The organism is Achromobacter sp. UBA2119 (assembly GCF_002331005.1).
GTDB classification, from domain to species: domain Bacteria; phylum Pseudomonadota; class Gammaproteobacteria; order Burkholderiales; family Burkholderiaceae_B; genus Achromobacter; species Achromobacter animicus.
On sequence record NZ_DCYD01000019.1, the window covers coordinates 681,637 to 707,072 of the forward strand.

Genomic DNA, 25,436 nt, shown 5'->3' on the forward strand with positions numbered 1-25,436 from the left:
GCCGCATGAGGAGACCGCTTTGCCCTCGCCGATTCCAGGCGCCGCCGTCGACACCCACGCCCACGTGTTTCACCAAGGCCTCGCCTTGGCCAACACGCGCCGTCACACGCCCGACTACGACGCCACGCTGGCCGAGTACCTGGGGCTGCTGGACGCGCACGGCTTGACCCACGGCGTCCTGGTGCAGCCCAGTTTCCTGGGCACGGACAACAGCCATCTGGTCGAGGCGCTGCGCGCCGCCCCCGCCCGCCTGCGCGGCGTGGCCGTCGTGGCGCAGGATGCCAGCGAATCCGAACTGCAGGCCCTGGCCGACGCCGGCGTGGTCGGCATCCGTCTGAACCTTTTCGGCCTGGACACGCCCGCGCTGCAGACGCCGGCGTGGCAGGTGCTGCTGGCCCGCGTCAATGCCCTGAACTGGCACGTTGAAGTGCACTTGCAAGCCGCGCGCCTGGACGGCGTGTTGCCGGCCTTGCTGGCGGCCGGCTGCCGCATCGTTGTCGACCATTTCGGCCGCCCGGATCCCGCGCTCGGCGTCCTGGACGCAGGCTTCCAATACCTGCTGCGCCAGGCGGACAGCGGCCGGATCTGGGTCAAGCTGGCCGCGCCGTACCGCAACTGGGCGGCGCCGGCCTGCGCCGCGGTCGGCCGTCTGGCCACGCAGCAATTGCTGGACGCCTACACCCCTGAACGCCTGATGTGGGGCAGCGACTGGCCCCATACCGAACATCGCCACCTGGCGTCCTATCCCGCCGCGACGCAGTGGCTGGACGCCTGGATCGACGACCCCGCGCAACGGCGCGCCGTACTCGCCGACACGCCGTTGCGGCTATTCCAATTCCAAGGAGACGCTCCATGACCCCTCTGTTCAAACGCCTGGCGCACCGTAGCGCGCTGTTCGCCGCCGCCGGCCTGCTGGCTGGCGCTGCTGGCGCCGCGCACGCCGCCTACCCCGAACGCGCCGTCACGCTAGTCGTGACCTACCCGCCCGGCGGCACCGTGGACGTGGTCGCCCGCCTGATCGGCCCGAAGCTCGCGGCTGAACTCGGCCAGCCCGTCGTCATCGAAAACCGCGGCGGCGCCGGCGGCATGATCGGCGGCGCGGTCGTCGCCAAGGCCCAGCCCGACGGCTACACGCTGATGCTGGACGCTTCCAACCACGCGCAGAACCCCGCGCTGCACAGCAAGATGCAGTTCGACACGCTGTCGGCCTTCGCGCCCGTGTCGCTGCTGCTGCGCGTGCCGAACGTGCTGGTCGTGACGCCGTCGTATGAAGTGAAGTCGGTCGGCGACCTGATCAAGCTCGGTCAGCCCGATGCCAAGGAGCCGGTGTACTTCGCGTCGGCCGGCCCCGGCTCCGCCCAGCACCTGGCGGGTGAACTGTTCAACCTGCTGGCCAAGACGCAGTTGCAGCACGTCGCGTACAAGGGCGGCGGCCCGGCCATGATCGACGTGATGTCGGGCCAGGTCCCCGTCATGTTCGCAAGCATGGGCTCGGCCTGGCAGCACGTGAAGAACGGCAAGCTGCGCGCCGTGGCCGTTGGCGGGCTGGAACGCTCCAAGACCGCACCCGAATTGCCCACCATCGCCGAGTCGGGCGTGCCGGGCTACGAGACCTACGAATGGAACGCCGTGTTCGCCCCGGCCGGCACGCCGCCCGCCATCGTCGAGCAGGTCTCGCAGGCGCTGGCCAAGGTGCTGAAGGATCCTACGATTGCCGAGCAGCTTGCCGGCATCGGCGCCGAGCCCATCGGCTCCACGCCCGCCGAACTGGACACGTTCCGCCGCGCCGAAATCGAGAAGTGGCAGCGCGTCGTGAAGGAAGCTGGATTGAAGCTGGATTGAGTACTGCCGGGCCCCACGGCCCGGACACCGCGTAGCCGGTTTGCGGCGCTCTTCGGGGCGCCGCTTTTTTTGCCCTGCGCGGTCGCCATTGCGGCAACGGTTGGCGACGCGCGCGCGGGTGCATGCCATGCCCGCCGGCGCCTCCGGTCTCCGGGCGGCGCTATCATGACGCCTTGACCAGCTTCACCGCAGGAACCCGCAGGATGGACAAGATCCGGCTCGACAAATGGCTTTGGGCGGCGCGCTTCTACAAGACGCGCAGCCTGGCTTCGGATGAAATCGGCAAGGGCCGCGTGTTCGTGAACGGACAGCCCGCCAAGCCCGCGCGCGAGGTCGGCGCGGGCGATGTGATCACGGTACGCAAGGAAGACCCCGCCGTGCAGGTGCGCGTCGTGGCCGTCAGCGGCGTGCGCGGGCCTGCCCCGGTTGCGCGCCAACTGTACGAAGAGACGCCCGACAGCGTGGCCGCCCGCGAACGCGCCGCCGAAATGCGCCGCCTCGCGCCGGAGCCGGCACTGGGCATCGAAGCGGGGCGGCCCACCAAGCGTGACCGCCGTCTCATCGACCAGATGCGGGGCAAATCCTGATGAAGCGCGCCGCAACCGGCGGCCTGGTCTATTCCACCGAAACCGGGCGCATGTGCCCGCAATGCCGTCAGCCCGTCGCGCAATGTCAATGCAAGGCAGCGGCCGCGAAAGTCGCGGCGGGTGACGGCGTGGCGCGGGTCTCGCGTGAAACCAAGGGCCGCGGCGGCAAGAGCGTGACGCTGGTGCGCGGACTGGCGCTGGCGCCCGACGCCTTGAACGCGTTGGGCAAGCAACTGCGGACCGCGTGCGGTTCGGGCGGCACCGTCAAGGACGGCGTGATCGAGGTGCAGGGCGACCACTGCGACCGCATCCTCGACGCGTTGACGAAACAGGGCCACCGCGCCAAGCGCGCGGGCGGCTGAACCGTATCAGGTATCAGGACAGAACGATGGAAATTTCCGTGACCGACGTCGCGAGCTGGCATGCCCATGTGTACTTCGACGCGGCAAGCCGCGACACCGCGTTCGCCCTGCGCGAACGGATCGTCGCGACGTTTGACGGCAAGATGGAAATGGGGCGCTTCCATGAGCGCCCCGTGGGTCCGCATCCGCAATGGAGCTACCAGATTGCCTTTGACCCGCAGCAACTGGCCGAGATCGCAACGTGGCTCACGCTGAACCACGGCGCGCTGGATGTCTTCATGCACCCGAACACCGGCCATTCGCTGCGCGACCACCGCGACTGCGCCGTGTGGATCGGACGCAGCCACGTATTGAACCTGACTGCGCTGGGCGGCTGAAGCCTTACAGCGCCCGGCCCACGATCAGCGAGTCGATCGCCATCTGCGGGTCGTCGCTCTTGCCCTCGTAAGGCAGGCGGCTCAGCACATAACGCATGGCGTTCAGACGGGCGCGCTTCTTGCAGTCGGACTTGACCACGATCCACGGCGCGTCGGCGGTGTCGGTGTGGGCAAACATGGCTTCCTTGGCGCGCGTGTAGTCGTCCCACTTGTCCAGCGATGCCAGGTCCACCGGGCTCAGCTTCCATTGCTTGAGCGGATGCACCTTGCGTTGCTGGAAGCGGCTGCGCTGTTCTTCCTGGCTGACCGAAAACCACAGCTTGATCAGCGTGATGCCGCTACTGACCAGATGGCGCTCGAAATCGGGCGTCTGGCGCAGGAACGCCAGGTATTCGTCCTGCGAGCAAAAGCCCATCACGCGTTCGACGCCGGCGCGGTTGTACCAGGAGCGATCGAACATGACGATCTCGCCGGCGGTCGGCAGGTGTTGCACGTAACGCTGGAAGTACCACTGGCCCTTTTCGGTATCGGACGGCTTTTCCAGTGCGACCACGCGCGCGCCGCGCGGATTCAGGTGTTCCATCATGCGCTTGATCGTGCCGCCCTTGCCCGCGGCGTCGCGCCCCTCGAACAGGATCACGACACGCTGGCCGGTGGCCTTGACCCACGCCTGCAGTTTCAGCAGTTCGACCTGCAGCTTGTACTTCTGCTTTTCGTAATTGCGCCGCAGCATGCGGTGACGATACGGATAGACGCCCTCGCGCCAATCTCCGGCCAGCTCGTCGTCGGGATTGCGGCGCGCGCCCGGGGTCTGACGGTTGGCTTCCAGCAGCGCACGATGCACCGCCTGCGCGTCGTCGGGCGACAGCGCGTCGATGACGGTGCGCAGCGCCGCGTGCGCCTCGCCCGGATTGCCGATGGTGTAGCGGCTGGCGATATCGGCCAGCACCGCCGCGGTCTCCTGCCGCGCCGCGTCCTGCCGCGCGGCCACGCGCTTGCGCAATTCAAGGGCCGGTTCAACGGCGGGGTCGATGGCGGCCCCTGCAACGCTGGCCGGCTTCGCTACACCCTTGGCGGCGGGCGTGACGGGCGCGCGGCGCGTGCTTGCCGTACGCTTGGCGGCGCCTTGGCCGCTGCTGGACCGCTTGGCGGGCGCCGGCGGGGCGTCTTGATCGGGGGCTGGCGATGTCTTGTCGGTCATTGGTCCTGTCCTTGCTGCGCAAACGTCAAACCCTAACGTGCGCCACGGCACGCGAGATTGAAGGGGATCAACGGTTGTAACATTTTTTCACGAACCCGGCCCCATTACACTGCACGTCCCTCATCCCCTCATTCGCGACGCCATGTGGTCACGCATCAAGCGATGGTTTGCCGGTCCGCCACCGGCCGAAGATCCCTTGCAGGAAATCGTGCGCTTTGATGACGCCGGCCTCACGCGGTCGGGCGAGCTGGCACGCGCCATGGGACTGCAGCAGTTCTGGCCCTGGCGCGACGTGCACGAGTTCGGCTTCGCGTTCACCCAGGCGATCTATCCGGATCCCTGGTTTGGCGACTACATGGAAAGCCTGTGGTTCGTTCGCGTGGCCAACGAAGACGGCGGGCTGATGCGGATGGAGTTCGACGAGCGCGTGCTGGATATCAACGACCTGCCGCCCGCCCTGCTTCGCAACATGCCGGGACTCGACATGGACGTGCTGCGGGCGGGGCTGGCGACCGCCGCGCGCGGCCTGCGCCATTACGAAGGGGAAGGCGAATGGGTGGCATGGCGGCGCGACGTTTCCGAGGAACAGCCGTCATCGCCGGCATGATCGCCGCCCCCTCGACGTCGTGATTGCCGCCCTTTGCGTCTCGTTGATTGCTATCCTCGACAGCAGAACCGATGCCCGGCCCGGCTACACGCGATCCAGCCCCTGCTTGAGATCCGCCAGAATGTCCGCCGGCGTTTCCAGCCCGACCGACAGCCGCAGCAGGCCTTCCGACAGCCCATAGCGTTCGCGGTCCTCGGCCGAGTAGCTAGCATGCGTCATCGACGCCGGATGCTGGATCAGCGTCTCGGGATCGCCCAGGCTGACCGCGATGCGCGCCAGCTTCAGGCTGTTCAGCAGCGTCTTTCCCGCCGCAAGGCCACCCTTCAGCTCAAAAGCCACCAGCCCGCCGCCCGCCGCCTGCTGGCGCTGCGCAATGTCGGCGCCGGCAGTGCCGGGCAGGCCCGGATAGAACACGTCGGCCACCGCCGGATGCTCGCGCAGCAGCTTGGCCACCTTCAGCGCGGACTCGCTATGGCGCTGCACACGCAGCTCCAGCGTCTTGATACCTCGCAGCACCAGGAACGCCGTGAACGGCGACAGCGTCGCGCCCGTGAAATAGCGCAGACCTTGCAGCCGGATGGCGTCGATGTGCTGCTTGCGGCCCACCACCGCGCCCGCCAGCAGGTCGCCGTGCCCGCCCAGGTACTTGGTGGCCGAATGCAGCACGATGTCAGCACCGTGCTCAAGCGGCCGTTGCAGCACCGGCGTGGCAAAGGTGTTGTCGACGATGGTCAGCAGCCCCTTGCCACGCGCGATGGCCGAGATGGCCGCAATGTCCACCAGGCGCAGATTCGGGTTGGCGGGGGTCTCGAAGTACACCGCCCGGGTCTTGGGGCCGATGGCCGCGGCCACGGACTGCGGCTGGGTGAAATCCGCGAAGACGGCGCGCACGCCGAATCGGGACAGCCCCTGCGTGAACAGCGTGAAGGCCGTGCCATAGACGATCTGGTCGACCACGATCTCGTCCCCGCTTTGCAGCAGCGAGAACAGGGTGGCCGAAATGGCCGCCATGCCCGACGCCGTGACCACGCCGGCCTCGGCGCCTTCCAGCGATGCCAGCCGCTCTTCCAGCAGCGCCTGCGTCGGATTCCGCGTCCGGCCGTAGACATAGCCTTGGGCCTCGCCGAGCCGGATCCGGTCGAAGGCCTCGATGCTGTCCTGCGTGTAGGTGGACGTCAGATACAGCGGCGGCGACAGCGCGCCCTGTTCGTCCAGCGGGTCGTAGCCCAGGTGGATGGCGCGGGTCGCAAAACCCTGCTGCGCGGGGTCGGTCATGGTGTTCACTCCTGTCATGGGTGGGTGCAGGGGCGCATCGCGCCTGCCTGGAAATCGGAAATTGCCGCCAGCCCGCGGCATTGACGGGGCCGAAGCGAGTCTTTACAGTCAAACGCCGTATCCCCGTTTTCGTGCGCGACATGAACGACCCGCAAGCGCCCGCCACGGCCGCCGGCCCGGCGGTTCCCCCCGCGACACCGCCCCAACCCGGCTCGCTGCTCAAGGCCGCCACCTGTCTGGTCTATTCCGGGGTGCTGGCGTGGGCGGTCTACAGCAGCCGGCCCGCCACCATGCTGGACGTGGCCAAGCTGGCCTTCGGCGGGGCCATCCTGCTGGGCCTCCTGCCGTTTGTCGTCCTGGGGGTCTTTTCGATCTGGAAGCGCTTTCGCACGCCGCGCAACCGCTTGCGCATCATGCTGGGCACGGGGGTATTTCTGCTGGCCGCCGTGGCCGGGCCGCTTGCCGAACGCAACCACGACAACCGCCAGCGCGACATTGCCAACACCGAAATCCGCAAAGCCATCGACGCGCTGCGCCTGCAGGCCGGCGGCGGCAGTGGCGCGCCCGAAGACGTGCCCGCCATCGACCCCTCGCCCAAAGCCACGGGCCCGTACGGCGAAATGGAACGGGCCATGAAGACCATCGCGGGCAAACGGCTGGCGCAGCATCGCGCCTACCTGCAGGAACTCAAGGAAATCGGCTTGCCCAAGCTGTTCGACGCCCGGCGGCTGGCGCGCGACTCGGGCCTGATCGAAAGCCGCCTGATCCTGGAACAGGCAGAAAAGCTTGTACCGGGGTACCGCGAACAAAGCATGGAAGTGCTGGACGGCATGCCGGCGCTGGTGCGTTCGCTGACCATCGCAGAGCCGGAAAAGGACAAGATCCTGAAGGCGCTGCAGGACTCGCGGGCGGCCAGCACCGAAAAGCTGGCGCGCGTCTGGGACCTGGAAACGCAGATCCTGCACGAGTTCGGGATGATGATCACGCTGCTCGATGACAACCGGCAGTTCTGGTACGCGGACCGCGACGAGCTGATGTTCGGCCGCGACGCCGACCTGGCGCGCTTTCATCAGCATCAGGACGCCGTCAACCGGCTGGCCGGCGAGCAGGAGAAGCTGGCGACGCAGTCCCTGGCCGCCATGCCGCAAGCGCCGTTGCGCTGAACCGGATGATGTCACGCGCGCGGCTCGCATCGTTCACCGCTTGTGGTCGGCGCGGCGTGACAGCCACTCGCCGGTGAACTGCACAATCGACACCAGCGCAATCAGGATGACGATCACCTCGAACATCACCCGGGTCTCGTAGCGCTCGTAGCCGTAGCGGATCGCCAGGTCGCCCAGGCCGCCCGCCCCCACCGCGCCCGCCATCGCCGACGCGTTGATCATGGCGATGACGCTGACCGTCATGCCGCCGATGATGCCCGGCAGCGCCTCGGGCAGCAGCACGTGCCGCACGATGTGCCAACGCCGGCAGCCCATGGCGCGCGCCGCCTCGACCAGACCGGGGTCCACGTCGTTCAGGCTGACCTGCGCAATGCGCGCAAAGAATGGAATCAAGTTGGCCGACAGCGGCACGATCGCAGCCCATGTGCCCAGCGTCGTGCCGACCAGAAAGCGCGTGAACGGCAGCATCGCCACCAGCAGGATGATGAACGGGATGGCGCGGAACGTGTTGACCGTGATCGACAGCGCCTTGTTGAACCGCGGACGCGGGTAGAGATTGCCGGGCGCCGTGATGGTCAGCACCACGGCCAGCGCCAGGCCGGTCGCGATGGCGATGGCGGCGGAAATGCTCACCATCGTCAGGGTCTGCAGGAACGCCTGCAGGTACTTGTCAAGCATCGGTAGTGACATAGCCCAGCACCTTGATCTGATCGGCCACCAGCGCGGCGCGCGCGGCCTCTTCCTGTAGCGCGTGCGCGGGCACGGACACCAGCAGACTGCCCTGCGCATGGCCGCGCAGCCGGTCCAGTCCGCCGTGCAGCAGCGTGGCGCCCGGTCCCATTGCCGCCAGCGCCTGAAGCGACACGCCCTCCGGCCGGTCCTGTCCGGTGAAGCGCAGGCGCAGCACCGCGACGCCGGGGCGTCCTTGCAGGTCGGGCACCAGCTTGGCCGCCAGGTCCGCTGGCAGATCGTGCTGCAACGGCCGCAGCAGGGCGCGCGTGGCGTCGGCCTGGGGGTTGCCGAACACGCGCCACACTTCGCCCAGTTCGACGTTGCGGCCGCCGTCCAGCACCAACACGTTGTGGCAGACCTCGCGGATCACGGCCATGTCGTGCGTGATCAGCACGACAGTCAGGCCCAACTTGCGGTTGATGTCCAGCAGCAGGCCCAGGATCGACTGCGTGGTTTCGGGATCGAGCGCGGAGGTCGCCTCGTCGCACAGCAGGATCTCGGGCTCGTGGACCAGCGCCCGCGCAATGCCCACGCGCTGCTTCTGGCCGCCGGACAGCTTTGACGGATACACGTCGGCCTTGTCCCGCAGGCCCACCATCTCAAGCAGCGCTTCGACCCGCGCCCGCGCCGCGGCGGGCTTCACGCCGGCCACGCGTAGCGGCAGCGCGACGTTCTCGGCCACCGTCTTGGCGGACAACAGATTGAAGTGCTGGAAGATCATGCCGATCCGCCGGCGCAAGCCGACGAGCGCATCCTCGTCCAGGCTGCCCACGTCCACGCCGTCCACCCGCACACGGCCGGCGCTGGGACGTTCCAGCATGTTGATCGAGCGCAGCAGCGTCGACTTGCCCGCGCCGCTGCGGCCGATGATGCCGAAGACCTCGCCGCGCGCAATCGAAAACGACACGTCCGACAGCGCCGCGACTGGGCCTGCCGAGCCCTGGTATTGCTTTTGCAGGCTTTCGAACACGATGTGCGCGTCGCGCGCCGGCGATGGCGCTGCGCCGGCCGCGTCCGCGGCCAGGGAAAGTTCGCGTTGCATCTTGGCTTAGAAGACCGGAATCACCGAACCTTCGAACTTGGTCAGGATGAACTGGCGAACCTCTTCCGAGTGATACGCCTTGACCAGCGCGGGCACCCACGGCGCGTCCTTGTCCTTCTCGCGCACGACGATGATGTTCACGTATGGATTGTTTTCTTTCTTCTCGACCGCGATGCCGTCGCGCGTGGCGATCAGCCCGGCCTGGTACGCAAAGCTGTTGACGATGGCCGCGGTGTCCACGTCGGGCAGCGAACGCGCCAGCACGACCGATGCGCTTTCCACGAAGTTGAGCTTCTTGGGATTGGACGTCACGTCGGCCAGCGTGGCGGTGCCGGTGGCCGGGTCGAAACCGTCTTTCAGCGTGATCAGGCCCTGGTCGCGCAGGATGACCAGCGCGCGCGTCTGGTTGCTGGGGTCGTTGGGAATGCCGACCTTCGCGCCATCCGGCAAGTCCTTGAGCGACTTGTATTTCTTCGAATAGAACGCGATGGGAGAGATCAGCGTGTTGGCGACCGGCACCAGCTTGTAGCCGCGCTGTTTGATCTGGTCGTTCAGGAAGGGAATGTGCTGGAAAGCGTTGGCTTGCAGGTCGCCGTTGTTCAGCGCTTCGTTCGGGCTGGCGGTGCCGGTGATGACGACCGGCTCGACGGCCAGTCCGTTTTTCTTGGCCACCTGCGTCACCACTTCCCAGATCTGCTCGTCCACGCCGCCGCGCACACCCACCTTGAGCGGCTTGGGGTCTGCCGAGAACGCCGGGCCGTGGAACATGGCGGCCGAGGCCAGCACGGCGCCCAAGAGGCGCTTGAACAGCGGCGTCCATGCGATGCGCGATTGCTGCGCGCCTTGGGAAACGCCTGCATCCACGGAAGCCCCGGCGGCAAGAATACGGATAGTCATGATGGAATCGCCTCTAAGTCAACGCAGTTATGAGAGAGACGATTCTAGGGACGGGGCTTATGCGCGCGAACGAATAGTTGGTTGAGTCGTTATTACGGGTTTTTTTGGATATGGCGCGTTGGCATATGGCGCGCCGGCGCGGTGCCGAACGTGCAGTCAGGCCGGGTCGATCAGGCCGGGTCCATCAGAACGGCTTGACCACGGCCAGCGTCACGATGGCCGTCGCCGCCAGCACGACATAAGGCGCCTGCAGATCGATCAGGGGTGGCCGCTTGCCGCTGCCGCCGGCCATGCGCCGCAGCGATGCGCTTTGCATGCCGAGCAACCCCGACAGGCTCAGCGCAAAGGCCACCTTGATCCAGATCCAGTTCATCGCGAACCACCCGAACGTCATGGCCAGATGCAGGCCGATGAGCCAGGTGATGACCATGGCGGGCGTGGTGACGTAGAGCGTCCAGCGGCGCAGCGCATGGAGCATCTTGCGTTCCTTCGGCGCGTCTTCGCCTTCCTGCGGCTGCGAGGTCAGAAGAAACAGGGCAACGAAGAGCGAGCCGCAAAGCCACGCGACCGCGGCCGCGACGTGGGCCATTTTGAGGAGTTGATATGTCATGCGCGGCATTATCGCCGCTCGCTGGAAGACCCTTGCGGCGCGTGCGCGCAGGCAGTTTGCGATACGGCAAACTGGGCGGCGGTCGATGCGGCAGGGTGTGGGGCGTTAGTTGCCGGACTGCGGCGCGGGCGGCGTGGCTGGGGCGGCAGGCGAACGCGTATCGGGCGTCGCTGCTGCGGGCGCTTTTTCCGTGGCCGATCCGGCAGCCGGCGCCCCTTGGACAGGCGAACCTGCGGCAGGCGATCCTGCGGCAGGCGCCCCTGCGGCAGGCGAACCGGCACCCGGCGTCTTCGCAGGCGCCGCACCGCCAGCCTCCGTCGGGTTCAGCGTATCCGCCGGCGCATCCGGCGCCACCACCGGGTCAGCAGGTGCGGGCGCCGGGGCGGGCTTGGGCGCGGCGCCCTTCGTCCGCACGGGCGGCTCATGCGGCGCGGCAGCCGCCTGCGCATCCGGCAGGAACCGCTGCAGCAACTGGAAGAACCCGTCATAGAACTTGGGCCGCGTCACCGTCTGGCTGGCGGTCTTGACCAGCGAATCGTCGCTGCCGCCAAATGGCATGGAGACCTGGCCCAACACGCTGACGCCCACGCTGGCCGAGTTGCCGGTGCGTTTGATCGAATAGCGGTCCTGCACGGCGTTCGCAAATACGGTTGTGCGGTCGCTCGCACTGCCGTCCGATGCACACTCGACGTTGAAGCTGATCTGCGTATGCTGCCCGTCCTCGCCCTCGAAGTTCTTGTGGCCGGTGACGCGAGACGGCTCGTACTTGTCGATGAGATAGCCCTGGCTGAGCAAGGCGCGCCGGCCCGCATCGCACGCGGCGTTGCTGGCCGCCGGAACGCTGCGCGAATAGGTATCCGTTTGCGCGAAGTCCTCGCGTTCATAGACGGGCTTGGGGGAAGAACATCCGGCCAGGACGGCCGTCACGGAGACAAACACGGGGAAGACGAAACGGCGGGTGACGCGAGGCATGAGAGGTCCGGCATGGGGCGACGACCTGCATTATCGGGCAAGAAAGTCACCAATTTATTGGGGACGGAATGAGCCGGAGATATGTTGAAACAGCTTCGAGCGGCCGGGCATAACCGCAAAAAGCGGTTCTCCCTGCGTACCGACGCGCATCCCGTACCCGCAAACGTCGTAATTCGTATCGAAATCGGCGCGCCATTCCATGGCCCGCGCGCAACACCCTTCGCAACGCGTCAGTGCACACGTTCCTGAACCATGCCTATGCGCCGCGGGCCTGCTGCCGGCGTGCGGCGCAAACCCGCAATCAACGCGCGGCGCGGGCCGAGGACGGCTGCTCGTCCAGTTCGCCCAGGATTTCCGCCGCCAAGCGCACGCGCGCTTCGTTCGGATAGTTGCGATTGGCCAGAATGACGATGCCCAACTTGCGCGCGGGCACGAACGCCACATAGGCGCCAAAGCCGTTGGTCGAGCCTGTCTTGTTGATCCAGCTCTCGGCCAGCGGCGTCAACGGCGGTTGCAGCGCCTGGGCCGGATGGCTCTGGCTGTTCAGCGTGCCGGCGTTGGCCGTCAGCAGCGTGTCCAGCGCCACCGGATACGGAAACTGTTCCCACGCCATGTCCTGCGTCATGCCGCCCACCTGGTAATAGCCGACGTGGGTGTCGGCGAGCGCGCGGCGGATGTCCTTGTCCAGTACGTCCATGTCCATGCTGGCTTCAACGTAGCGCAGCATGTCGCGCGCGCTGGACTTGACGCCGTAGGCCTCGGCCGCGAGCACGCCGGGATTTACGCGCACCGGCGCGCCCTGCTTGTTGTAGCCCTGCGCATAGCGCGACATCTTGGCGGCGGGCACATTGATATACGTGCTGGACAGGCCCAGCTTCGGAAACAGGTCCTTTTCCATCGCCTGCGAAAGCGGCTGCTTCATGCTGGCGGCGGCCACGACGCCCAGCATGCCGATGCTGGGGTTGGCATACGTCCGATACGTGCCCGGCGCATGCTCGGGCTTCCATGCCTTCAGGTATTGCATCAGTTGCGCGTTGTCGCGCACGTCGTCGGGCACCTGCAACGGGAAGCCGCCCGTGGTGTGCGTGGCCAGGTTCACCAGCGTCAGCTTGGCGAACGCGGTGCCGGCAAGCTCGGGCACGAACCGCGCCGGACTGTCGGTCAGTGTCAAAAGGCCCTTGGCCTGCGCATAGGTGGCAAGCGTCGCGGTGAAGGTCTTGCTGATCGACCCCAGCTCGAAGAGCGTGTCCCGATTGACCGCGCGCCGCGTTTCCAGCGACTCGACGCCGTAGGTGTAGAAGCGCTGGCGGCCCTGATGCGTGACGGCGATCACCATGCCCGCGATGTCGTGCCGCCGCATGACCGCGCGGGCCGCTTCGTTCACGACGCTGTCGATGTAAGGCAATTCAGAGCGGCCAAGGGCGGGACCGGACACGGCAGTAAGAAGGCCGGCGCAAAGCAGGCCGGCGCAGAGGTGTCTACGGGTGTTCATGCAGCGTTCTCAGGGAGGGGGACAAACGAGCCGGCAGGACGGGCGGCGCGGCGATGTCGAATCGTACCGCGACGCGCGTCCCGTCTGGCGCAATTTCCCTTCCTGCGATGGCCGTAGCGCCAGGCAATGGGACCCCTTCTTCCCTTCGCCCCGCGCTCTGCCTCAGGCCAAGGCCGGCTCCGCACGCAGCGGCTGGGCCGGGTTCAAAAGCGCCGTGCCTTCCTGCTCCGTGCCACACGTGTCCTTGCAGACCTTCCCATCCTTCAGCACCAGCACGATCCGCGCCGGGTCGACCAGCAGGGACAGGTCGTGCAGCGGATTGCCGTCCACCATGACGACGTCCGCCAGGTACCCGGGCCGCAGCATCCCCAATTCTTCAGGCCGCTGCATGATCTGCCCACCCAGCCGCGTGGCCGCGACCAGCGCCTCGACCGGCGTCATGCCGATGTAGTCAACGAAGTATTGGAGGTCGTTGGCATTCGTGCCGTGCGGCATCCAGGCGAATCCGTAGTCGCCGCCCGGCAGGATGCGTATGCCGCGCTTGTGCATCTTGCGCAGGCTCTCCGCGGCGATTTCCAGCTCGCGCTTGTAGCCCATGCTTTCGGCTATGGCGGGCGTGATGCCGTAGTCGGACGCATGATAAGCGGTACGGACCAGCCAGCCGATGCCCGGCGCGACGAAATGCTTGTCCTTGTTGGCCTCCAGCATGTCCAGCGCTTCGTCGTCCGCGAAGCTGGCGTGATAGACCATTTCGATGCCGTGGCGCACGCATTGCTTGACCGATTCGCTGGACCGCGCGTGGGCCGCGATCCGCTTGCCGTACCGCTTGGCCTCCGACGCCAGCATGGCGATCTCGTCTTCCGCGAAAGGCGACATCTCGGCCGGCAGGCCAGCGATGTACTCGCCCGACAGATTGATCTTCAGGTGATCGACGCCGTACTTGATGAACGTGCGGACCGAGCGGCGAATCTCCTCGGGACCGCTGCAGACGCTGCCAAAGCTCAGCTCTTCGAAGTGCATGTGCGGCAACGTGTTGTCGCCTAGCGCACCGATGGTCGTGATCTCCTGGCTGCCGGCCAGGTAGCGCGGACCGGGGCACTCGCCGGCCTCGATCGCATTGCGCAGCACCACATCCAGCCGCGGCTTGGCGGCGGCCGCGCCGATGGCGGACGTCCACCCCATTTCCAGATAGCGCTTGGCCACGCGGACACACCACAGGATGTGCTCTTCGGGCGGCATGAACTGAATTGCCGCCAGCGTGGGCTGGTCATTCCACGAGAAATGCGTGTGCGCCTCAGTCATGCCCGGCATCAGGAACCGGCCTTTGCCATCGATGACGCGGGCGCCGTCCCGATTGACGCGTTCGGGCAGGCGCGCCACCTCGACGATGCGGCCGCCGTCGATGAGTATCTCTCCGTCAAAGACGTCGTCGCCGCTTCCGTCAAAGATGACGGCATTGGTAATTGCGATTTTGGACATGCGTAGTCTCCTCCTGGCCCGCGCAGGGCCGGAATTTTTTTATGAAAAGTGTTGATGCGAAATCGGTGCTGCGGATCGATGCTGCGAAGCCGGTGCTGCGGACCAGGTACGGCGAGCCTGGCAGTCAGCCGCGCCTCACCGGACCAGGCCCGAATGAAACGCCTGGAACGCTTCGATGCAGGCACCCGGCTGCTCAAACGTGGTCCAGTGCCCGCAGTCCGGCACGATGTTGCAGCGGCTGCCCGGGATACGCCCTGCCATCACCTGCACGTTCGCTGGTGGCGCCACGCCGTCCTCGTCCCCCGTCACCAGCAGCACCGGCACGTCCAGGCGTTCAAGATCGGCAGACTTCGCGTCGGCCAGCGCTTCGCAGCTTTGCGCATACCCGTCCGGCGGCTGCCGCATCACGCTTTCGCGGACCAGGGCCAGCACCGCCGGCAGATCCGCCTTGGTGCGGCGGCTGGTGGCGCCTTTGACGATGGCATCGGCGATCTCCTGCATGGCAGGCGCGCCCTGCCGGGCCAGCGCCGCGCGTGCCCGGATGCCCGGCCTCCCCGCCTCCGGCGGTTCGGCCAGCGGCCCGAACAGCACCAGCGACCGGACCCGGGCCGGTTCCTTCAACGCCAGATGCTGCGCGACGATGGTCCCCAACGAATGCGCCGCAACGTGCACCGCGCCGCAGTCCAGCGCTTTCAGCACCGCGACCAGCGCATCCACATAGCCCGCGATGGACAGTTCGCCATCCGGCAAAGGCGACCTGGCGCTCCCCGGCAGATCCGGACGGATGACGCGATACCCCGTCAACGCGCCCATCAGCGGCGTCCAGGTGTTGGATGAACCGCCCAGCCCGTGGATGCACAGCAATGCGGGCCCGTCGCCGTCGACTTCCACCGTCAGGCCATTGATCGTCGTTGTCGTCATGACGCCTTCTCCACGAATTCGTTCTCGATGCTGCCCAGCCCTTCCACCTCCACGCGCACCACGTCGCCGGTTGCCAGATACCGGGGCGGCGTCAGGCCCATGCCGACACCCGCCGGCGTCCCGGTGGCAATCACGTCGCCCGGGTACAGCGTGATGCCGCGCGAGATCGTTTCGATCAAAGCCGGGATGTCGAAGATCATGTTTTCCGTGGGACCGTCCTGCCGAAGTTCGCCGTTGACCCAGCAGCGCACGCGCGTTCTCGTCCCATCGAACGCATCCGCGGTGACGATCCACGGCCCCATCGGACAGAAGGTATCGAACGACTTGCCCATGTCCCATTGCTGATGCCGCATCTGCACGTCGCGGGCGGTGACATCGTTGATGACGGTGTAGCCGAAGACGTGTTCCATCGCCGCACCGCGCGCGATGTTCTTGCCCGTCTTGCCGATGACTACGCCCAGCTCGGCCTCGTAGTCGATCTGCGCGGACACGCCGACCGGCAGCAGAACCTGCGCGTGCGGTCCCACCACGCATTCCGGCACCTTGGTAAAGACAATGGGCCACGATTCCGGATTGGCGTCGTTGTCCTTGAAGACGGACGCAGACAACTCCTTTGCATGCGCATGGTAGTTGCGCCCCACGCACCACACGTTGCGCCGCGGCCGGGGCAGCGGCGCCCGCAGGTCGACGTCGGACAGGCGCAGCGGCGCCAACGTGTCGGGCAGCGGGCGGCCCGCCGTCAACAGGTCGATCACGGCCTGCGCGCCGAGCTGCCTGCCCGCCTCATCAAGCGCCAGCGGCGCGACCGACAGGCCGTCGTCCGACACCAGGCCGACGCCGGGCTCTCCATTCATCAAATAACTTGCAATCCGCACCGCAGTCTCCTTCATGCTTCTGAAAATGGGCGAGCGGTTCATGCCTCGCCGTCAGCACGACTTTAGAAGCGCCGGCACGGCCGCGCTTATCGTTCGGTGCGGCAACTTATCGCAGAGTCAGATGGCGTGATAGGTGTATACACCTAGAGCCCGGCAAAGCCCGAAACCACGCCCATAAAATTCCCGCAGAAGGCCCCGGCGGACAGGTGGCCACGGCGAGGCGAGTGCGCGCGCATCGCCCGATCAGAAACTGGGAGACAGATCATGCAAGAGACTTACGCCTTGCACGAAGGCGCGTTCGGCCGCGCGGTCGTGCTGGAGCTGCGCGGGGATTTGATTGCGCATGCACATGCGGAAGTGCAGCTTGCCCTGTGGCTGGGCGGCGCAAGAGCCGAGGCGCACGTCGGCTCGAAACTGGTGCCCTACAGCGAACATCTTGCGCTCGGCACCAACACCTATGAATCCCATGACGCCCGCCTGCTCGACCGCTCGGGACCGGCCGTCTTCCTTGTTCTGTACATCGCCAAGCCCTGGCTGGACGAGCGCCGCGCCGCCACCGGCCGCCCGTTTCATTTCACCGCGCCCGGCGTGCCCATCGACCCGGCCGTGCGCCAGGGCTGTTGGAGCCTGCTGGACAAGATCGTCGCGCCGCAGGACCATCCGCGCGCCGACATCGACGCCGAGGTCGAGGCCCTGCTGCAGGCAGCGATCGAATCGTCCTCCCAGACCAGCCGCCCGCCCGGCGCGGCCGCCCGCCCGCAGACGCTGGACCGGCGGCTTCGCACTGCCATCCTGTACATGCGCGAAAACGTCCACGAACCGGTTGCCGTGGAAGATATCGCCAGCAAGGTGGGGCTGTCGCGAGGCCACTTCTTTGCGCTCTTCCGCGACCAGCTCAACACCACGCCGCAGGTGTTCTGGAGCGCGGTGCGCGTGGAGGAGGCCGTGCGCAGGCTGGTCCAGCAGGAACAGCCGCTGACCTCGGTCGCGATGGACCTTGGGTTTTCGACGCCTGGAAATTTCTCGCGGTTCTTTCGCGATCACATGGGTGTGTCGCCGTCGCGCTTCCGGCGTGCGGCCTCCGGGTCTGCGCCGCATCTGCTGACGGGGATTCCCTGACTACGCTTCTCCGCACTCCCAGCGCGGCACCACCTCAAAAGGCGCATCTTCTGCCACCGGCAACAGCGCCAACGCCGCGCTAGCGGACGCTTCATCGATCCAAACCGTCGCCCCGTCCGCCGGCGCTGGCGGGGCATCCGCCATCAACCGGTCCAGTTCGGCCTGCATCACCGGCGGCAGGTATTCCTTCAATGCGTTGATGTTCGCCACGACACAAGCCACCGCCTCGGCCGCCGTGAGGCCATCCTCGACAAGATGCCCCACGTCCGCCGCGCTACGCACCAGCGCGTCGAACACAAACGCCTCGAACGATGCCCACGCCACGCGCGCATCGCCGCTGTCATGCCAGACGAGCGCAACGCCCACGCCGCCGCCCGCCGTTGGCGTCAGGCAATAGGCATCGCCCGCGCCGGACTCTGCAAACGGCAGAAAGCGCCTGCCGTGCTGATAGCCGGGATTGAGCCATTCCTCGGCGGTTTCCCGCGCCTGATGCGCATCGATCCACTCCAGGTCATCCATGCAGGACAGCACGGGCCGCGCGGCCAGCGTGTTGCCCTTCCAGTCAGCGCGCCACACTGCGCTGTCCTCGCCATAGCCGGTGCGCCCGGCGTCGATCAGCCGGGCCAGCATCCCGGGCAATGCCACGCCGCAATCCTCGGCCAGTTCGGCAAACGTCGCCATCTGTCTTTTTCCTTCGTCAGAACTCAAGCACATCCCGAAAGCACTCGGCCTCGACGGGGTCGCCCAGAACAATGGTCAGCGACTGCAACGCACGCGCCCGATGCTCGGGCCTGATTTCCCAGTCATCGTTGCGCAGGTCTTCGTCGGCCTCCAGGCACACGACGCCGACCGCGGCCACCGCGGCCGCGAACGTCGGCAGATCGGGCGCCACCACGGCGGCGTCCCATGCGCCCGTGCCGTGCATGGCGTAAAGAATCTTGCCGGTTTGCGTGTCCAGGATGAAGGGGTCCGCGTTCTGGTCGGCGATCACCAGCCAGTTGTCCTGCCATTCGGCAACGCGTTCGCCATTCGACGCATCCCAGCGATAGCCGGCCTGCCGATCCCACAGCTTGTAGAGCGGCGGAAAGCTGATGTTGGTTTCGGAAAGCGTGATGCCGACCGGTCCCACGTTCTGGTGATAGGTGGCGCCCCACGGGCCCACCTGTTCGTAAAAGTCGGCGAGCACCTGTGACAGCGCAATGTCGCCCTGCCACGCGTCGCGCGGCTGCGGGCGCAGTTCGCCAAACCGGGCGAACTGCGCCCGGAGGGATTCAAAGGAATTCATGTTGATGCGTATCTGGACAACGTATTAGCGATAAATCTTGCCGCGCCGTCAGCGCGGACGGTAGCGCGGGTGGTAGCAACTGAACTTCGCACGCGGCGCCAGACCGCATTTTGCTACATTTGAACGCCCTGCTCCGAGGCGACGCACGATTCAAGCGCCACAGGGCGGTGGCAGAAGAAAACCGCTTTCGATCACGGACAATCCATGCGCCTACCGTTTGCAGTTTCCGCCTTAACCTTGGCCGCGCTCCTCGCCGGCTCCGGCGCTCACGCGCAGCAATGGTTCGACGTGCCGCCGCGTCCCGATCACCCCAACGTCTCGATCCGGATCGGGGGCCTGCCCAACACACAGCAAGCGTCGGGCAACGCCCGGGGCAGGATGGAACTGCGCTACACCGCTGCGCAGACCATTCCGGGCGCGGACAAACAGCCCGTGCGCTATGACCGTTCGGTGACCGAGGTGCTGTTCGATTGCCGCCGGTCGCAGGTCGGCTTCTTGCCGGCCACCAGCTACTTCCTGAACGACACCCTGGTCACCACCATCAAGGACGAGACACTGGACGAAAGCCAGGTACAGTTCGTGCGCTTTGCGCCAGGCAGCCCGCAGATGAAGGCGTTGCAGGCCGCCTGCGGAAAATAGCGGCGCTAGGCAAGCATCAACGTGCCCGGGGCGCGAGTGGGATCTTGCTCCGGTCCGCGCCGCGTGGCGTCTTCGGACAACCGGAACACGCCTACCGCCCGCACCAGCTCGCGTGCCTGGTCCTGCATCGAGCCGGCGGCGGCAGCGGCTTCCTCGACCAGCGCCGCGTTCTGCTGCGTCACCTCGTCCATCTGCGCCACGGCAAGGTTCACCTGATCGATACCGCTGGCCTGTTCGTGCGACGCGGCGGCGATCTCGCCCATGATGTCCGTCACCTGCTGCACGGCGGTGACGATCTCTTGCATGGTGGCGCCCGCGCCCTCGGCCTGACGCGCGCCCGCGCCCACCTTGCCGGCGGAATCTTCGATCAAGGCCTTGATCTCGCGCGCGGCCTGCGCGCTGCGCTGCGCCAGCGAGCGGACTTCACCCGCTACCACGGCAAAGCCCTTGCCCTCCTCGCCCGCACGGGCGGCTTCGACCGCCGCGTTGAGCGCAAGGATGTTGGTCTGGAACGCGATGCCGTCGATCACCGACACAATGTCGGAAATCTTGTGCGAGCTGGCCGAGATCTCCTGCATGGTGCCGACCACCGTAGACACCGCCGCCCCACCGCGCAGCGCGATTTCCGATGCGCTGGCTGCAAGCTGGTTGGCCTGGCGCGCGTTGTCCGCGTTCTGCTTCACGGTCGAAGCCAGCTCTTCCATCGACGCCGCGGTTTCCTCAAGCGATGCCGCCTGTTCTTCGGTGCGGCTTGAGAGATCGGCGTTGCCCGCCGCAATCTGGCCCGAGGCGCTGGAAATCGTTTCCGATCCGTGCCGGATCGCACGGACGGCGCCCGCCAGCCGCTCCTGCATGTCCTGAAAGGCGTGAAGCAGGCGCCCGGTCTCATCGCGGGAGCCCGCTTCGATCCGCTGGCCCAGGTCACCGCCCGCCACGGTTTCCGCGGCCTTGACCGCACGCGCCAGCGGACCGGTGATCGACCGGCTGACCCGCCACGCTAGCAACGCGCCCAAGGCGAGCGCCAGGCCGGCCAGGCCCACGTTCAGCCGCTCGGCTTCCTGGATGACGGCCTGGCTTGCAATGCCGGCCTCGTCCATGTCGGCCGACTGTTCCCGGGACAACGCGATGATGTGATCCTGCAGGCTGTCCAGAATGGGCAACGTCTCTTGCAGCATGCGCTGGCGGGCGCCGTCGCGATCAGCGCTTTTGAGCAGCGCGCCCACCGACTGGAAGGACTTCACGTAACGGCCCCGAGCCTCTTCCAGCGTGCGCAGCCGGGCGCTGGCATCGGCCGTCGCCATCAACGGCCGCAGGGTGGCCAAGGCGTCGTCGATGCGTTTACGGTTGGCCTCGATCTGCTGGAACAGCTTGTCCATCGCGGCCGGGTCGGCGTTGACGATCAGTTCCAGATTGACGCGGGCGTTGGCGCGCGTCGTGACGTCGACCACCGAGATCGCGTTGGCCTTCACCCAGGTTTCCTGCGTGATGGCGCGGTTGATGCTGCCGATGCGTGTCAGTTCGAACTGCGACACGCCGGCCAGGGCCAGCAGCAGGGCCAGCACGACGCCGAAGCCCAGGCCCAGTTTGGTGCCGATGGAGAGATTGCCGAAATGGGTGCGGAGCTTCATAGGTGGGCCTCAGGGAAAACCCCAGTCTATGTTTCCCGACACATTTCGCAAACATTTGCGCATGGCGTTGTTTGCGATTCCACAAAGACAACGAAGATAAGGCGTGGCGCAGCAACACTGCTGCAACAAGCTTGACGTCGGCCCGCGTGCGGCAGCGTTCAAGCGGTCTTTGCAGCGCAATCGCCGTGCTATTGATACCGCTCGCGATATCCCACGGGCGACATGCCGCAGTATTTGTTGAAGATGTCGCGGAAGGCCTTGGTGTCGTTGTAGCCGACTTCGTACATGACTTCGGAGACGCTCTTGCGCGAGCTTTCCAGCCGCTGCTTGGCGGCTTCGACGCGCACACGTTGCACGTATTCGACGATGCTGTTGCCGGTGGCCTGGCGGAAACGCCGCTCCAGCGTGCGGCGGCCCAGCGCGTGGCGGCCGGCCAGTTCCTCGACGGTGATCTTTTCCTGGTAGCGGCCTTCAATATATTCCTGCACCGCCCGCACGATTTCGTCCGCGTGCGACTTCTGCCCCATGAAGACCGAAAAAGGCAACTGGCTCTGGCGGCTCCAGTCCAGCTGGAAATACTTGGCGCACCAGATCGCGGTGTCCCGGTCGGTGTACTTTTCGATCAGGTGCAGCACGAGATGCGCGGCCGAAAACGCGCCGCCGCTCGTATAAACGCCGTTTTCTGCCATGACGACGCGATCGCTGGTCCAACGCACCGTGGGGAAAAGGCTGGCGTACAGGTTTTGCGCGACCCAGTGCACCACCGCCTGCTGCCCATCGAGCACGCCGCCCGCGGCGAGCAGCGCGGCGCCCATGCACAGGCTGGCGACCTCGCCGCCTTCGCGGTGATGGCGCGACAGCCATTCGATGAGTTCGCGGTTGGACAGGACCGCGTCCGATACCGAACCCAGAAGCGGCGGCGCAATGCAGATATGGATGTCGGTGGCGTCGGCCAGCACCATGTCGGCCTGCACCTTGATGCGTCCGTCGTCCAGGCTGACCTCGCGCGTCAGCGCAAGCGTGCGCACATGGAACCGCGGCTCGCGGCCGTGCGCGCGCAGGTATTCGTTGGCCACCATGAAGCCGTGGCGCGCGGTTTCCAGGGACGCAATATTGGTCCCCTTGGGCAGCAGGAACGCGACGTTTTTCATGTTGCCAAGCATACGCCTGCAGGCTGACGCAATCCACCCGCAAGATTGTCGCAATTGCCTATCTGAAAGCCGCCCGGATCCCGATAAAGTGGTTCCTGCCGATCCAGGAATCCGGACGGCGGCCGGAACGGATTGCGGACGTGCCGGCCCAAACCAGAACAACACGGACGTGAGGAGTGATCGATGGACAAGTACATAGACGGTTTCCTGCTATGCGTACCCAAGGCCAATCTGGAGACGTACAAGAAAATGGCTACGCACGCCGAGGGCATCTGGCGCGAGCACGGCGCGCTGGACTACCGCGAAGGCGTGGCTGACGACATCGACGGAGAAGGCTTCGCGTCGTTCAGCGCGGCGGCCGGGGCGCGCGAAGGCGAAGTCGTGGTCTTTGCGTGGATCCTGTATCCCAGCAAGGAAGCGCGCAACAGCATCAACGCCAAGGTGATGTCCGACCCGCGCCTGGCGGACATGTGCTGCGAGGGCGTGTTCGACGTCAAGCGCATGTGCTGGGGCGGCTTTGCCACGCTGGTCGGCAACTAGCGCGCGAGGCCACGCCCCGAGCGCAACCATTCAACCCGCAGCCGTTCAATAAACCTGGAGACACATCATGGCCACCAAAGCAGCCAAGCCCATTCCCGACGGCATGCACACGCTGACGCCGCATATCATTTGCGAGGGCGCCTCCGACGCGCTCGCCTTCTACAAGAAAGCCTTCAATGCCGAGGAGCTGATGCGGCTGCCCGGACCCAACGGCAAGATCATGCACGCCGCCATCCGGATCGGCAATTCGGTCCTGATGCTGATGGATGATTTTCCGGAATGGGGCAGTCTGGGACCGAAGGCGCTCAAGGGCACGCCCGCGGTGTTGCACTTGTACGTGACCGACGCAGACGCCGCGATCCAGCAGGCGGTCGCGGCGGGCGCGCAAGTCACGATGCCCGCTGCCGACATGTTCTGGGGCGACCGCTACGGGCAGGTGGTGGACCCATTCGGCCACCGCTGGTCCATCGCCACGCACATGCAGGACCTCACGCCCGAGGAGATCCAGCAGAACATGGCGAAGATGGGGCCGATGGATGGCTGCGGGGACCCGTCAAAAAAATGAGGCTGTGGCGCGACGCGGGGGACGCCGCGTCCGCCTTGATTCATCAGGGGGCCAGTTGCGGGTACGGTCCCAGGAAATCCAGCTTGCCGATCGGCACGCCGGCCTGGCGCAGGATGCCGTAGGCGGTGGTCACGTGGAAGTAGAAGTTGGGCAGCGCGAACGTCAGCAGATACTCGTCGCCCTGGAATTCAGGCTTGAAGTTGCCAAAGCTCAGCGTAATGCGGCGGCCTTCGGCGCCGTCGACCTGCTCGGGCTTGACGCTTTCCAGATATGCGATCGTGTCCGCGACGCGCTGCTGCAATTGCGCAAGCGTGGTCTCGGTGTCGGCGAATTTCGGGGCGTCGCCTTGCGACAGGCGCTGTGCCGCGAACTTGGACGCATCGCTGGCACGTTGCACTTGGCCCGACAGCGGATACATGTCGGGCGCGAGGCGCGCATTGACGAGTTCCGCAGGGTCGATGCCGGTGGTTTGCGCGTGCGCGGCAGCCTTTTCCAGCAGCGCGGCCAGCACGTTCAGGCCGCGGATGAAGACAGGCACGGATGCTTGGTACATGGACAGGGGCATAAAGACGGGTTCCATAAAAGTTGGGCAGCAAAAGTGCGTAGACAGGCGCCGGGCGCCGGACGCGTCGGGATTGCAGCGATGTTACGCCGGCCCGGCGCCGCCCGGTCGGCGGTGCCGGCGACATCATCGTTCTTCATGCCCAGATAATCCGGCGCGCCGAAGCAGCTACCCGTTGCCATTTGTCTGCCGCCTGCCAGCAGCCTGCCGAAACGTGCGTGTCTGTCATTGCGCAACGGCAATCGCGCCCGCACGCCGCTGACTCTGAAAGAAACGCCACACCAGCGCGGAGGCATCGGGACCGCTGCGGGCGTGATACCGGATCGCGGGATCCCCGCCACTCCAGGCGTGTTCAAGCCGCGTGATCTCGCACAGCCGCAGCACCGTCTTGCGGCCGCGCAGCACATCCACCCTGCGGTACGCTTTTTCGGTGCCCAACCCCAGCACGCGCTCGATCGGCAGCGCGTGCGGATCGGCGGCATTCAAGGTGCGGAACTGTTCGAACAACTGCCTGGCATTGCGCGGCGCCACGGCCGGATCAAGCTGGCCGTGCAGGATCAGCGCCGGCATGCCCAGGTCAAAAACGGCGGGGTCCGCCACGGCTTGCACCAGCGGCGCCAACGCCTTGATACTGCCGCGCCGCATCGTGCTCAGGCCATTGCCGGCGTTATGCGCGTCGCCCACGACCGGCCCCGAGTGCATGGCCACCGCGGCGATCAGGCTCGGATGCCGCAACGCGACCAGTGCCGCCATCCCCGCCCCCGCCGACAGGCCGGCCACGTAGACGCGTTCGGGGTCCAGACCGTGGCGCACGACTTCCGACCGGATCAGGGCCGCGATCAGATCAGCCTCGGCCCCGCCATGATCGTCATCCGGCTGAAACCAGCGCCAGCAGCGCTGCACCTGACGCGCCAGGGATTGCTGCGGATACAGCACCATGAAATCCCCGGCGTCCGCCCACTGGTTCATGCGCGATCCACGCGCGAAAGCCTCGGCCGTCTGCCGGCATCCGTGCAGCATTACGACCAGCGGCATGCCGGCGGCTGTGGCACTTACAGAAGCGGGGGTGTAGCGGGCAAAGGCCAGCCGGCGGCCGGTCTTGTCCGTGAACTGGCGGGAGGCCTCCCAGCGGCCGGCGCCAAGCGACGCCGCCTCGGGCGCCGCTGCCCTGCCCGCGCCCGCCGTCCCGCCCGGCCGCGCCGTCTTGACCGCACGCCCCGCCGTGGAGCTGGCGGCCGTCTTGCGCGCCGGCGTGGCGCGCTTGCGGGCTGGTTTGGGGGTCGCCATGCGCATTGCCGTGCGCTGGAGGCGGGTGATCTTTTTTGCCGCTTTGAAAAACAGACTGCTGAAACTGCGCGCCATTGTTAGGGCCTGTTCGGAAGTTCCTGTTTGCCGCGCCGCCCGGGGTGCCGGGGTTGGCAGCGCCGGACGGCGGTCGCCGCGGCTATGCCGCTCCGCAAGGCGGATGCCTGTCGTCTGGTGCGCATGCGTGGACGGGCGGAGAGGACGCCCC

Annotated in this window: 28 protein-coding genes; 11 read left to right on the forward strand and 17 right to left on the reverse strand. The window is 66.5% G+C overall.

Features of this window, described 5'->3' with window-relative positions:
* Positions 1–19: 19 nt before the first annotated feature.
* The 5 genes from B3098_RS26685 to B3098_RS26705 all read left to right on the forward strand — a co-directional run bounded on the left by B3098_RS26685 (position 20) and on the right by B3098_RS26705 (position 3,168).
* Positions 20–856: an amidohydrolase family protein gene (locus B3098_RS26685; RefSeq protein ID WP_286900150.1), complete on the forward strand. Its 837-nt coding sequence runs from the start codon at positions 20–22 to the stop codon at positions 854–856.
* The gene (locus B3098_RS26690; RefSeq protein ID WP_175123575.1) at positions 853–1,842 is read left to right on the forward strand and encodes a tripartite tricarboxylate transporter substrate binding protein; all 990 of its coding nucleotides are present in this window, start codon (positions 853–855) and stop codon (positions 1,840–1,842) included. Before B3098_RS26685 ends, B3098_RS26690 begins: the two co-directional genes overlap by 4 nt.
* 203 nt (positions 1,843–2,045) lie before the next feature.
* Positions 2,046–2,429 (forward strand): RNA-binding S4 domain-containing protein, encoded by a 384-nt coding sequence (locus B3098_RS26695; protein ID WP_191575708.1) that lies wholly within the window; start codon positions 2,046–2,048, stop codon positions 2,427–2,429.
* Positions 2,429–2,791 (forward strand): translation initiation factor Sui1, encoded by a 363-nt coding sequence (locus tag B3098_RS26700; RefSeq protein ID WP_286900153.1) that lies wholly within the window; start codon positions 2,429–2,431, stop codon positions 2,789–2,791. Before B3098_RS26695 ends, B3098_RS26700 begins: the two co-directional genes overlap by 1 nt.
* A gap of 26 nt (positions 2,792–2,817) precedes the next feature.
* Positions 2,818–3,168 (forward strand): DOPA 4,5-dioxygenase family protein, encoded by a 351-nt coding sequence (locus B3098_RS26705; RefSeq protein WP_286900155.1) that lies wholly within the window; start codon positions 2,818–2,820, stop codon positions 3,166–3,168.
* 4 nt (positions 3,169–3,172) lie between these two features.
* On the opposite strand, the gene ppk2 is transcribed toward B3098_RS26705, so the two are convergent.
* A complete protein-coding gene (gene ppk2 / locus B3098_RS26710; protein ID WP_286900157.1) occupies positions 3,173–4,369 on the reverse strand; it encodes a polyphosphate kinase 2 in 1,197 nt (398 codons plus the stop codon).
* Between the two features lie 142 nt (positions 4,370–4,511).
* Between ppk2 and B3098_RS26715 the strand changes: the two genes are divergently transcribed.
* On the forward strand, positions 4,512–4,976 hold the full coding sequence (locus B3098_RS26715; RefSeq protein ID WP_239216470.1) for a hypothetical protein: 465 nt from the start codon (positions 4,512–4,514) through the stop codon (positions 4,974–4,976).
* Positions 4,977–5,060: 84 nt separating this feature from the next.
* On the opposite strand, the gene B3098_RS26720 is transcribed toward B3098_RS26715, so the two are convergent.
* Positions 5,061–6,251, reverse strand: coding sequence for a trans-sulfuration enzyme family protein (locus B3098_RS26720; RefSeq protein ID WP_286900159.1), 1,191 nt, complete (start codon positions 6,249–6,251; stop codon positions 5,061–5,063).
* A 140-nt stretch (positions 6,252–6,391) separates the two neighbouring features.
* Here B3098_RS26720 and B3098_RS26725 point away from each other — a divergent pair, with 140 nt between their 5' ends.
* A complete protein-coding gene (locus B3098_RS26725) occupies positions 6,392–7,414 on the forward strand; it encodes a hypothetical protein (RefSeq protein WP_286900160.1) in 1,023 nt (340 codons plus the stop codon).
* 33 nt (positions 7,415–7,447) lie between these two features.
* Here B3098_RS26725 and B3098_RS26730 read toward each other — a convergent pair whose 3' ends face one another.
* The 9 genes from B3098_RS26730 to B3098_RS26770 form a co-directional block, all read right to left on the reverse strand.
* The gene (locus B3098_RS26730) at positions 7,448–8,104 is read right to left on the reverse strand and encodes a methionine ABC transporter permease (RefSeq protein WP_175123583.1); all 657 of its coding nucleotides are present in this window, start codon (positions 8,102–8,104) and stop codon (positions 7,448–7,450) included.
* A complete protein-coding gene (locus B3098_RS26735) occupies positions 8,085–9,188 on the reverse strand; it encodes a methionine ABC transporter ATP-binding protein (protein WP_286900162.1) in 1,104 nt (367 codons plus the stop codon). The genes B3098_RS26730 and B3098_RS26735 overlap by 20 nt, the downstream gene beginning before the upstream one ends.
* A gap of 6 nt (positions 9,189–9,194) precedes the next feature.
* A complete protein-coding gene (locus B3098_RS26740) occupies positions 9,195–9,956 on the reverse strand; it encodes a MetQ/NlpA family ABC transporter substrate-binding protein (protein ID WP_224776696.1) in 762 nt (253 codons plus the stop codon).
* Positions 9,957–10,269: 313 nt separating this feature from the next.
* Positions 10,270–10,695: a CopD family protein gene (locus B3098_RS26745; RefSeq protein WP_239213286.1), complete on the reverse strand. Its 426-nt coding sequence runs from the start codon at positions 10,693–10,695 to the stop codon at positions 10,270–10,272.
* A gap of 105 nt (positions 10,696–10,800) precedes the next feature.
* A complete protein-coding gene (locus B3098_RS26750; protein WP_286900164.1) occupies positions 10,801–11,667 on the reverse strand; it encodes a DUF2242 domain-containing protein in 867 nt (288 codons plus the stop codon).
* A gap of 301 nt (positions 11,668–11,968) precedes the next feature.
* Complete coding sequence (gene blaAMZ / locus B3098_RS26755; protein ID WP_286900165.1) at positions 11,969–13,159, reverse strand: AMZ family class C beta-lactamase; 1,191 nt, start codon at positions 13,157–13,159, stop codon at positions 11,969–11,971.
* A 162-nt stretch (positions 13,160–13,321) separates the two neighbouring features.
* On the reverse strand, positions 13,322–14,638 hold the full coding sequence (locus tag B3098_RS26760; RefSeq protein WP_286900167.1) for a metal-dependent hydrolase family protein: 1,317 nt from the start codon (positions 14,636–14,638) through the stop codon (positions 13,322–13,324).
* A 135-nt stretch (positions 14,639–14,773) separates the two neighbouring features.
* Positions 14,774–15,559 carry an alpha/beta fold hydrolase gene (locus B3098_RS26765; RefSeq protein WP_286900168.1) on the reverse strand — a complete coding sequence of 262 codons (786 nt, stop codon included), beginning with the start codon at positions 15,557–15,559 and terminating at the stop codon, positions 14,774–14,776.
* Entirely contained in the window at positions 15,556–16,434 is an 879-nt protein-coding gene (locus B3098_RS26770) for a fumarylacetoacetate hydrolase family protein (RefSeq protein ID WP_286900169.1), read from the reverse strand. The genes B3098_RS26765 and B3098_RS26770 overlap by 4 nt, the downstream gene beginning before the upstream one ends.
* Before the next feature lie 264 nt (positions 16,435–16,698).
* Between B3098_RS26770 and B3098_RS26775 the strand changes: the two genes are divergently transcribed.
* Entirely contained in the window at positions 16,699–17,553 is an 855-nt protein-coding gene (locus B3098_RS26775; protein ID WP_175183924.1) for a helix-turn-helix domain-containing protein, read from the forward strand.
* Here the strand turns inward: B3098_RS26775 and B3098_RS26780 are convergent, their stop codons facing one another.
* Entirely contained in the window at positions 17,554–18,234 is a 681-nt protein-coding gene (locus tag B3098_RS26780) for an SMI1/KNR4 family protein (protein WP_286900170.1), read from the reverse strand.
* A gap of 16 nt (positions 18,235–18,250) precedes the next feature.
* Positions 18,251–18,838 carry an SUKH-4 family immunity protein gene (locus tag B3098_RS26785; protein ID WP_286900173.1) on the reverse strand — a complete coding sequence of 196 codons (588 nt, stop codon included), beginning with the start codon at positions 18,836–18,838 and terminating at the stop codon, positions 18,251–18,253.
* A 237-nt stretch (positions 18,839–19,075) separates the two neighbouring features.
* Between B3098_RS26785 and B3098_RS26790 the strand changes: the two genes are divergently transcribed.
* Positions 19,076–19,477: a hypothetical protein gene (locus B3098_RS26790; protein WP_279975056.1), complete on the forward strand. Its 402-nt coding sequence runs from the start codon at positions 19,076–19,078 to the stop codon at positions 19,475–19,477.
* Between the two features lie 5 nt (positions 19,478–19,482).
* Here B3098_RS26790 and B3098_RS26795 read toward each other — a convergent pair whose 3' ends face one another.
* Both B3098_RS26795 and B3098_RS26800 read right to left on the reverse strand, forming a co-directional pair.
* A complete protein-coding gene (locus B3098_RS26795; RefSeq protein WP_286900176.1) occupies positions 19,483–21,105 on the reverse strand; it encodes a methyl-accepting chemotaxis protein in 1,623 nt (540 codons plus the stop codon).
* Positions 21,106–21,293: 188 nt separating this feature from the next.
* Positions 21,294–22,268, reverse strand: a complete 975-nt coding sequence (locus B3098_RS26800) for a GlxA family transcriptional regulator (RefSeq protein WP_286900178.1) — start codon at positions 22,266–22,268, stop codon at positions 21,294–21,296.
* Between the two features lie 171 nt (positions 22,269–22,439).
* Here B3098_RS26800 and B3098_RS26805 point away from each other — a divergent pair, with 171 nt between their 5' ends.
* Positions 22,440–22,796 (forward strand): DUF1428 domain-containing protein, encoded by a 357-nt coding sequence (locus tag B3098_RS26805; RefSeq protein ID WP_056323968.1) that lies wholly within the window; start codon positions 22,440–22,442, stop codon positions 22,794–22,796.
* Between the two features lie 67 nt (positions 22,797–22,863).
* Complete coding sequence (locus tag B3098_RS26810; protein WP_286900180.1) at positions 22,864–23,361, forward strand: VOC family protein; 498 nt, start codon at positions 22,864–22,866, stop codon at positions 23,359–23,361.
* A 43-nt stretch (positions 23,362–23,404) separates the two neighbouring features.
* Here B3098_RS26810 and B3098_RS26815 read toward each other — a convergent pair whose 3' ends face one another.
* Both B3098_RS26815 and B3098_RS26820 read right to left on the reverse strand, forming a co-directional pair.
* A complete protein-coding gene (locus tag B3098_RS26815; protein WP_279975059.1) occupies positions 23,405–23,926 on the reverse strand; it encodes a DUF1993 domain-containing protein in 522 nt (173 codons plus the stop codon).
* Between the two features lie 222 nt (positions 23,927–24,148).
* Positions 24,149–25,210: an alpha/beta hydrolase family esterase gene (locus B3098_RS26820; RefSeq protein WP_286900181.1), complete on the reverse strand. Its 1,062-nt coding sequence runs from the start codon at positions 25,208–25,210 to the stop codon at positions 24,149–24,151.
* Between the last annotated feature and the right edge of the window lie 226 nt (positions 25,211–25,436).

Coding starts and splice junctions, on each gene's coding strand:
- B3098_RS26785 (WP_286900173.1), bottom strand. CDS start 18,838: ATGAATTCCTTTGAATCCCTCCGGGCGCAGTTCGCCCGGTTTGGCGAA.
- B3098_RS26745 (WP_239213286.1), bottom strand. CDS start 10,695: ATGACATATCAACTCCTCAAAATGGCCCACGTCGCGGCCGCGGTCGCG.
- B3098_RS26705 (WP_286900155.1), top strand. CDS start 2,818: ATGGAAATTTCCGTGACCGACGTCGCGAGCTGGCATGCCCATGTGTAC.
- B3098_RS26735 (WP_286900162.1), bottom strand. CDS start 9,188: ATGCAACGCGAACTTTCCCTGGCCGCGGACGCGGCCGGCGCAGCGCCA.
- blaAMZ (WP_286900165.1), bottom strand. CDS start 13,159: ATGAACACCCGTAGACACCTCTGCGCCGGCCTGCTTTGCGCCGGCCTT.
- B3098_RS26725 (WP_286900160.1), top strand. CDS start 6,392: ATGAACGACCCGCAAGCGCCCGCCACGGCCGCCGGCCCGGCGGTTCCC.
- B3098_RS26760 (WP_286900167.1), bottom strand. CDS start 14,638: ATGTCCAAAATCGCAATTACCAATGCCGTCATCTTTGACGGAAGCGGC.
- B3098_RS26690 (WP_175123575.1), top strand. CDS start 853: ATGACCCCTCTGTTCAAACGCCTGGCGCACCGTAGCGCGCTGTTCGCC.
- B3098_RS26730 (WP_175123583.1), bottom strand. CDS start 8,104: ATGTCACTACCGATGCTTGACAAGTACCTGCAGGCGTTCCTGCAGACC.
- B3098_RS26805 (WP_056323968.1), top strand. CDS start 22,440: ATGGACAAGTACATAGACGGTTTCCTGCTATGCGTACCCAAGGCCAAT.
- B3098_RS26820 (WP_286900181.1), bottom strand. CDS start 25,210: ATGGCGACCCCCAAACCAGCCCGCAAGCGCGCCACGCCGGCGCGCAAG.
- B3098_RS26810 (WP_286900180.1), top strand. CDS start 22,864: ATGGCCACCAAAGCAGCCAAGCCCATTCCCGACGGCATGCACACGCTG.
- B3098_RS26740 (WP_224776696.1), bottom strand. CDS start 9,956: ATGTTCCACGGCCCGGCGTTCTCGGCAGACCCCAAGCCGCTCAAGGTG.
- ppk2 (WP_286900157.1), bottom strand. CDS start 4,369: ATGACCGACAAGACATCGCCAGCCCCCGATCAAGACGCCCCGCCGGCG.
- B3098_RS26775 (WP_175183924.1), top strand. CDS start 16,699: ATGCAAGAGACTTACGCCTTGCACGAAGGCGCGTTCGGCCGCGCGGTC.
- B3098_RS26715 (WP_239216470.1), top strand. CDS start 4,512: ATGTGGTCACGCATCAAGCGATGGTTTGCCGGTCCGCCACCGGCCGAA.
- B3098_RS26695 (WP_191575708.1), top strand. CDS start 2,046: ATGGACAAGATCCGGCTCGACAAATGGCTTTGGGCGGCGCGCTTCTAC.
- B3098_RS26795 (WP_286900176.1), bottom strand. CDS start 21,105: ATGAAGCTCCGCACCCATTTCGGCAATCTCTCCATCGGCACCAAACTG.
- B3098_RS26720 (WP_286900159.1), bottom strand. CDS start 6,251: ATGACCGACCCCGCGCAGCAGGGTTTTGCGACCCGCGCCATCCACCTG.
- B3098_RS26780 (WP_286900170.1), bottom strand. CDS start 18,234: ATGGCGACGTTTGCCGAACTGGCCGAGGATTGCGGCGTGGCATTGCCC.
- B3098_RS26750 (WP_286900164.1), bottom strand. CDS start 11,667: ATGCCTCGCGTCACCCGCCGTTTCGTCTTCCCCGTGTTTGTCTCCGTG.
- B3098_RS26800 (WP_286900178.1), bottom strand. CDS start 22,268: ATGCTTGGCAACATGAAAAACGTCGCGTTCCTGCTGCCCAAGGGGACC.
- B3098_RS26765 (WP_286900168.1), bottom strand. CDS start 15,559: ATGACGACAACGACGATCAATGGCCTGACGGTGGAAGTCGACGGCGAC.
- B3098_RS26815 (WP_279975059.1), bottom strand. CDS start 23,926: ATGCCCCTGTCCATGTACCAAGCATCCGTGCCTGTCTTCATCCGCGGC.
- B3098_RS26700 (WP_286900153.1), top strand. CDS start 2,429: ATGAAGCGCGCCGCAACCGGCGGCCTGGTCTATTCCACCGAAACCGGG.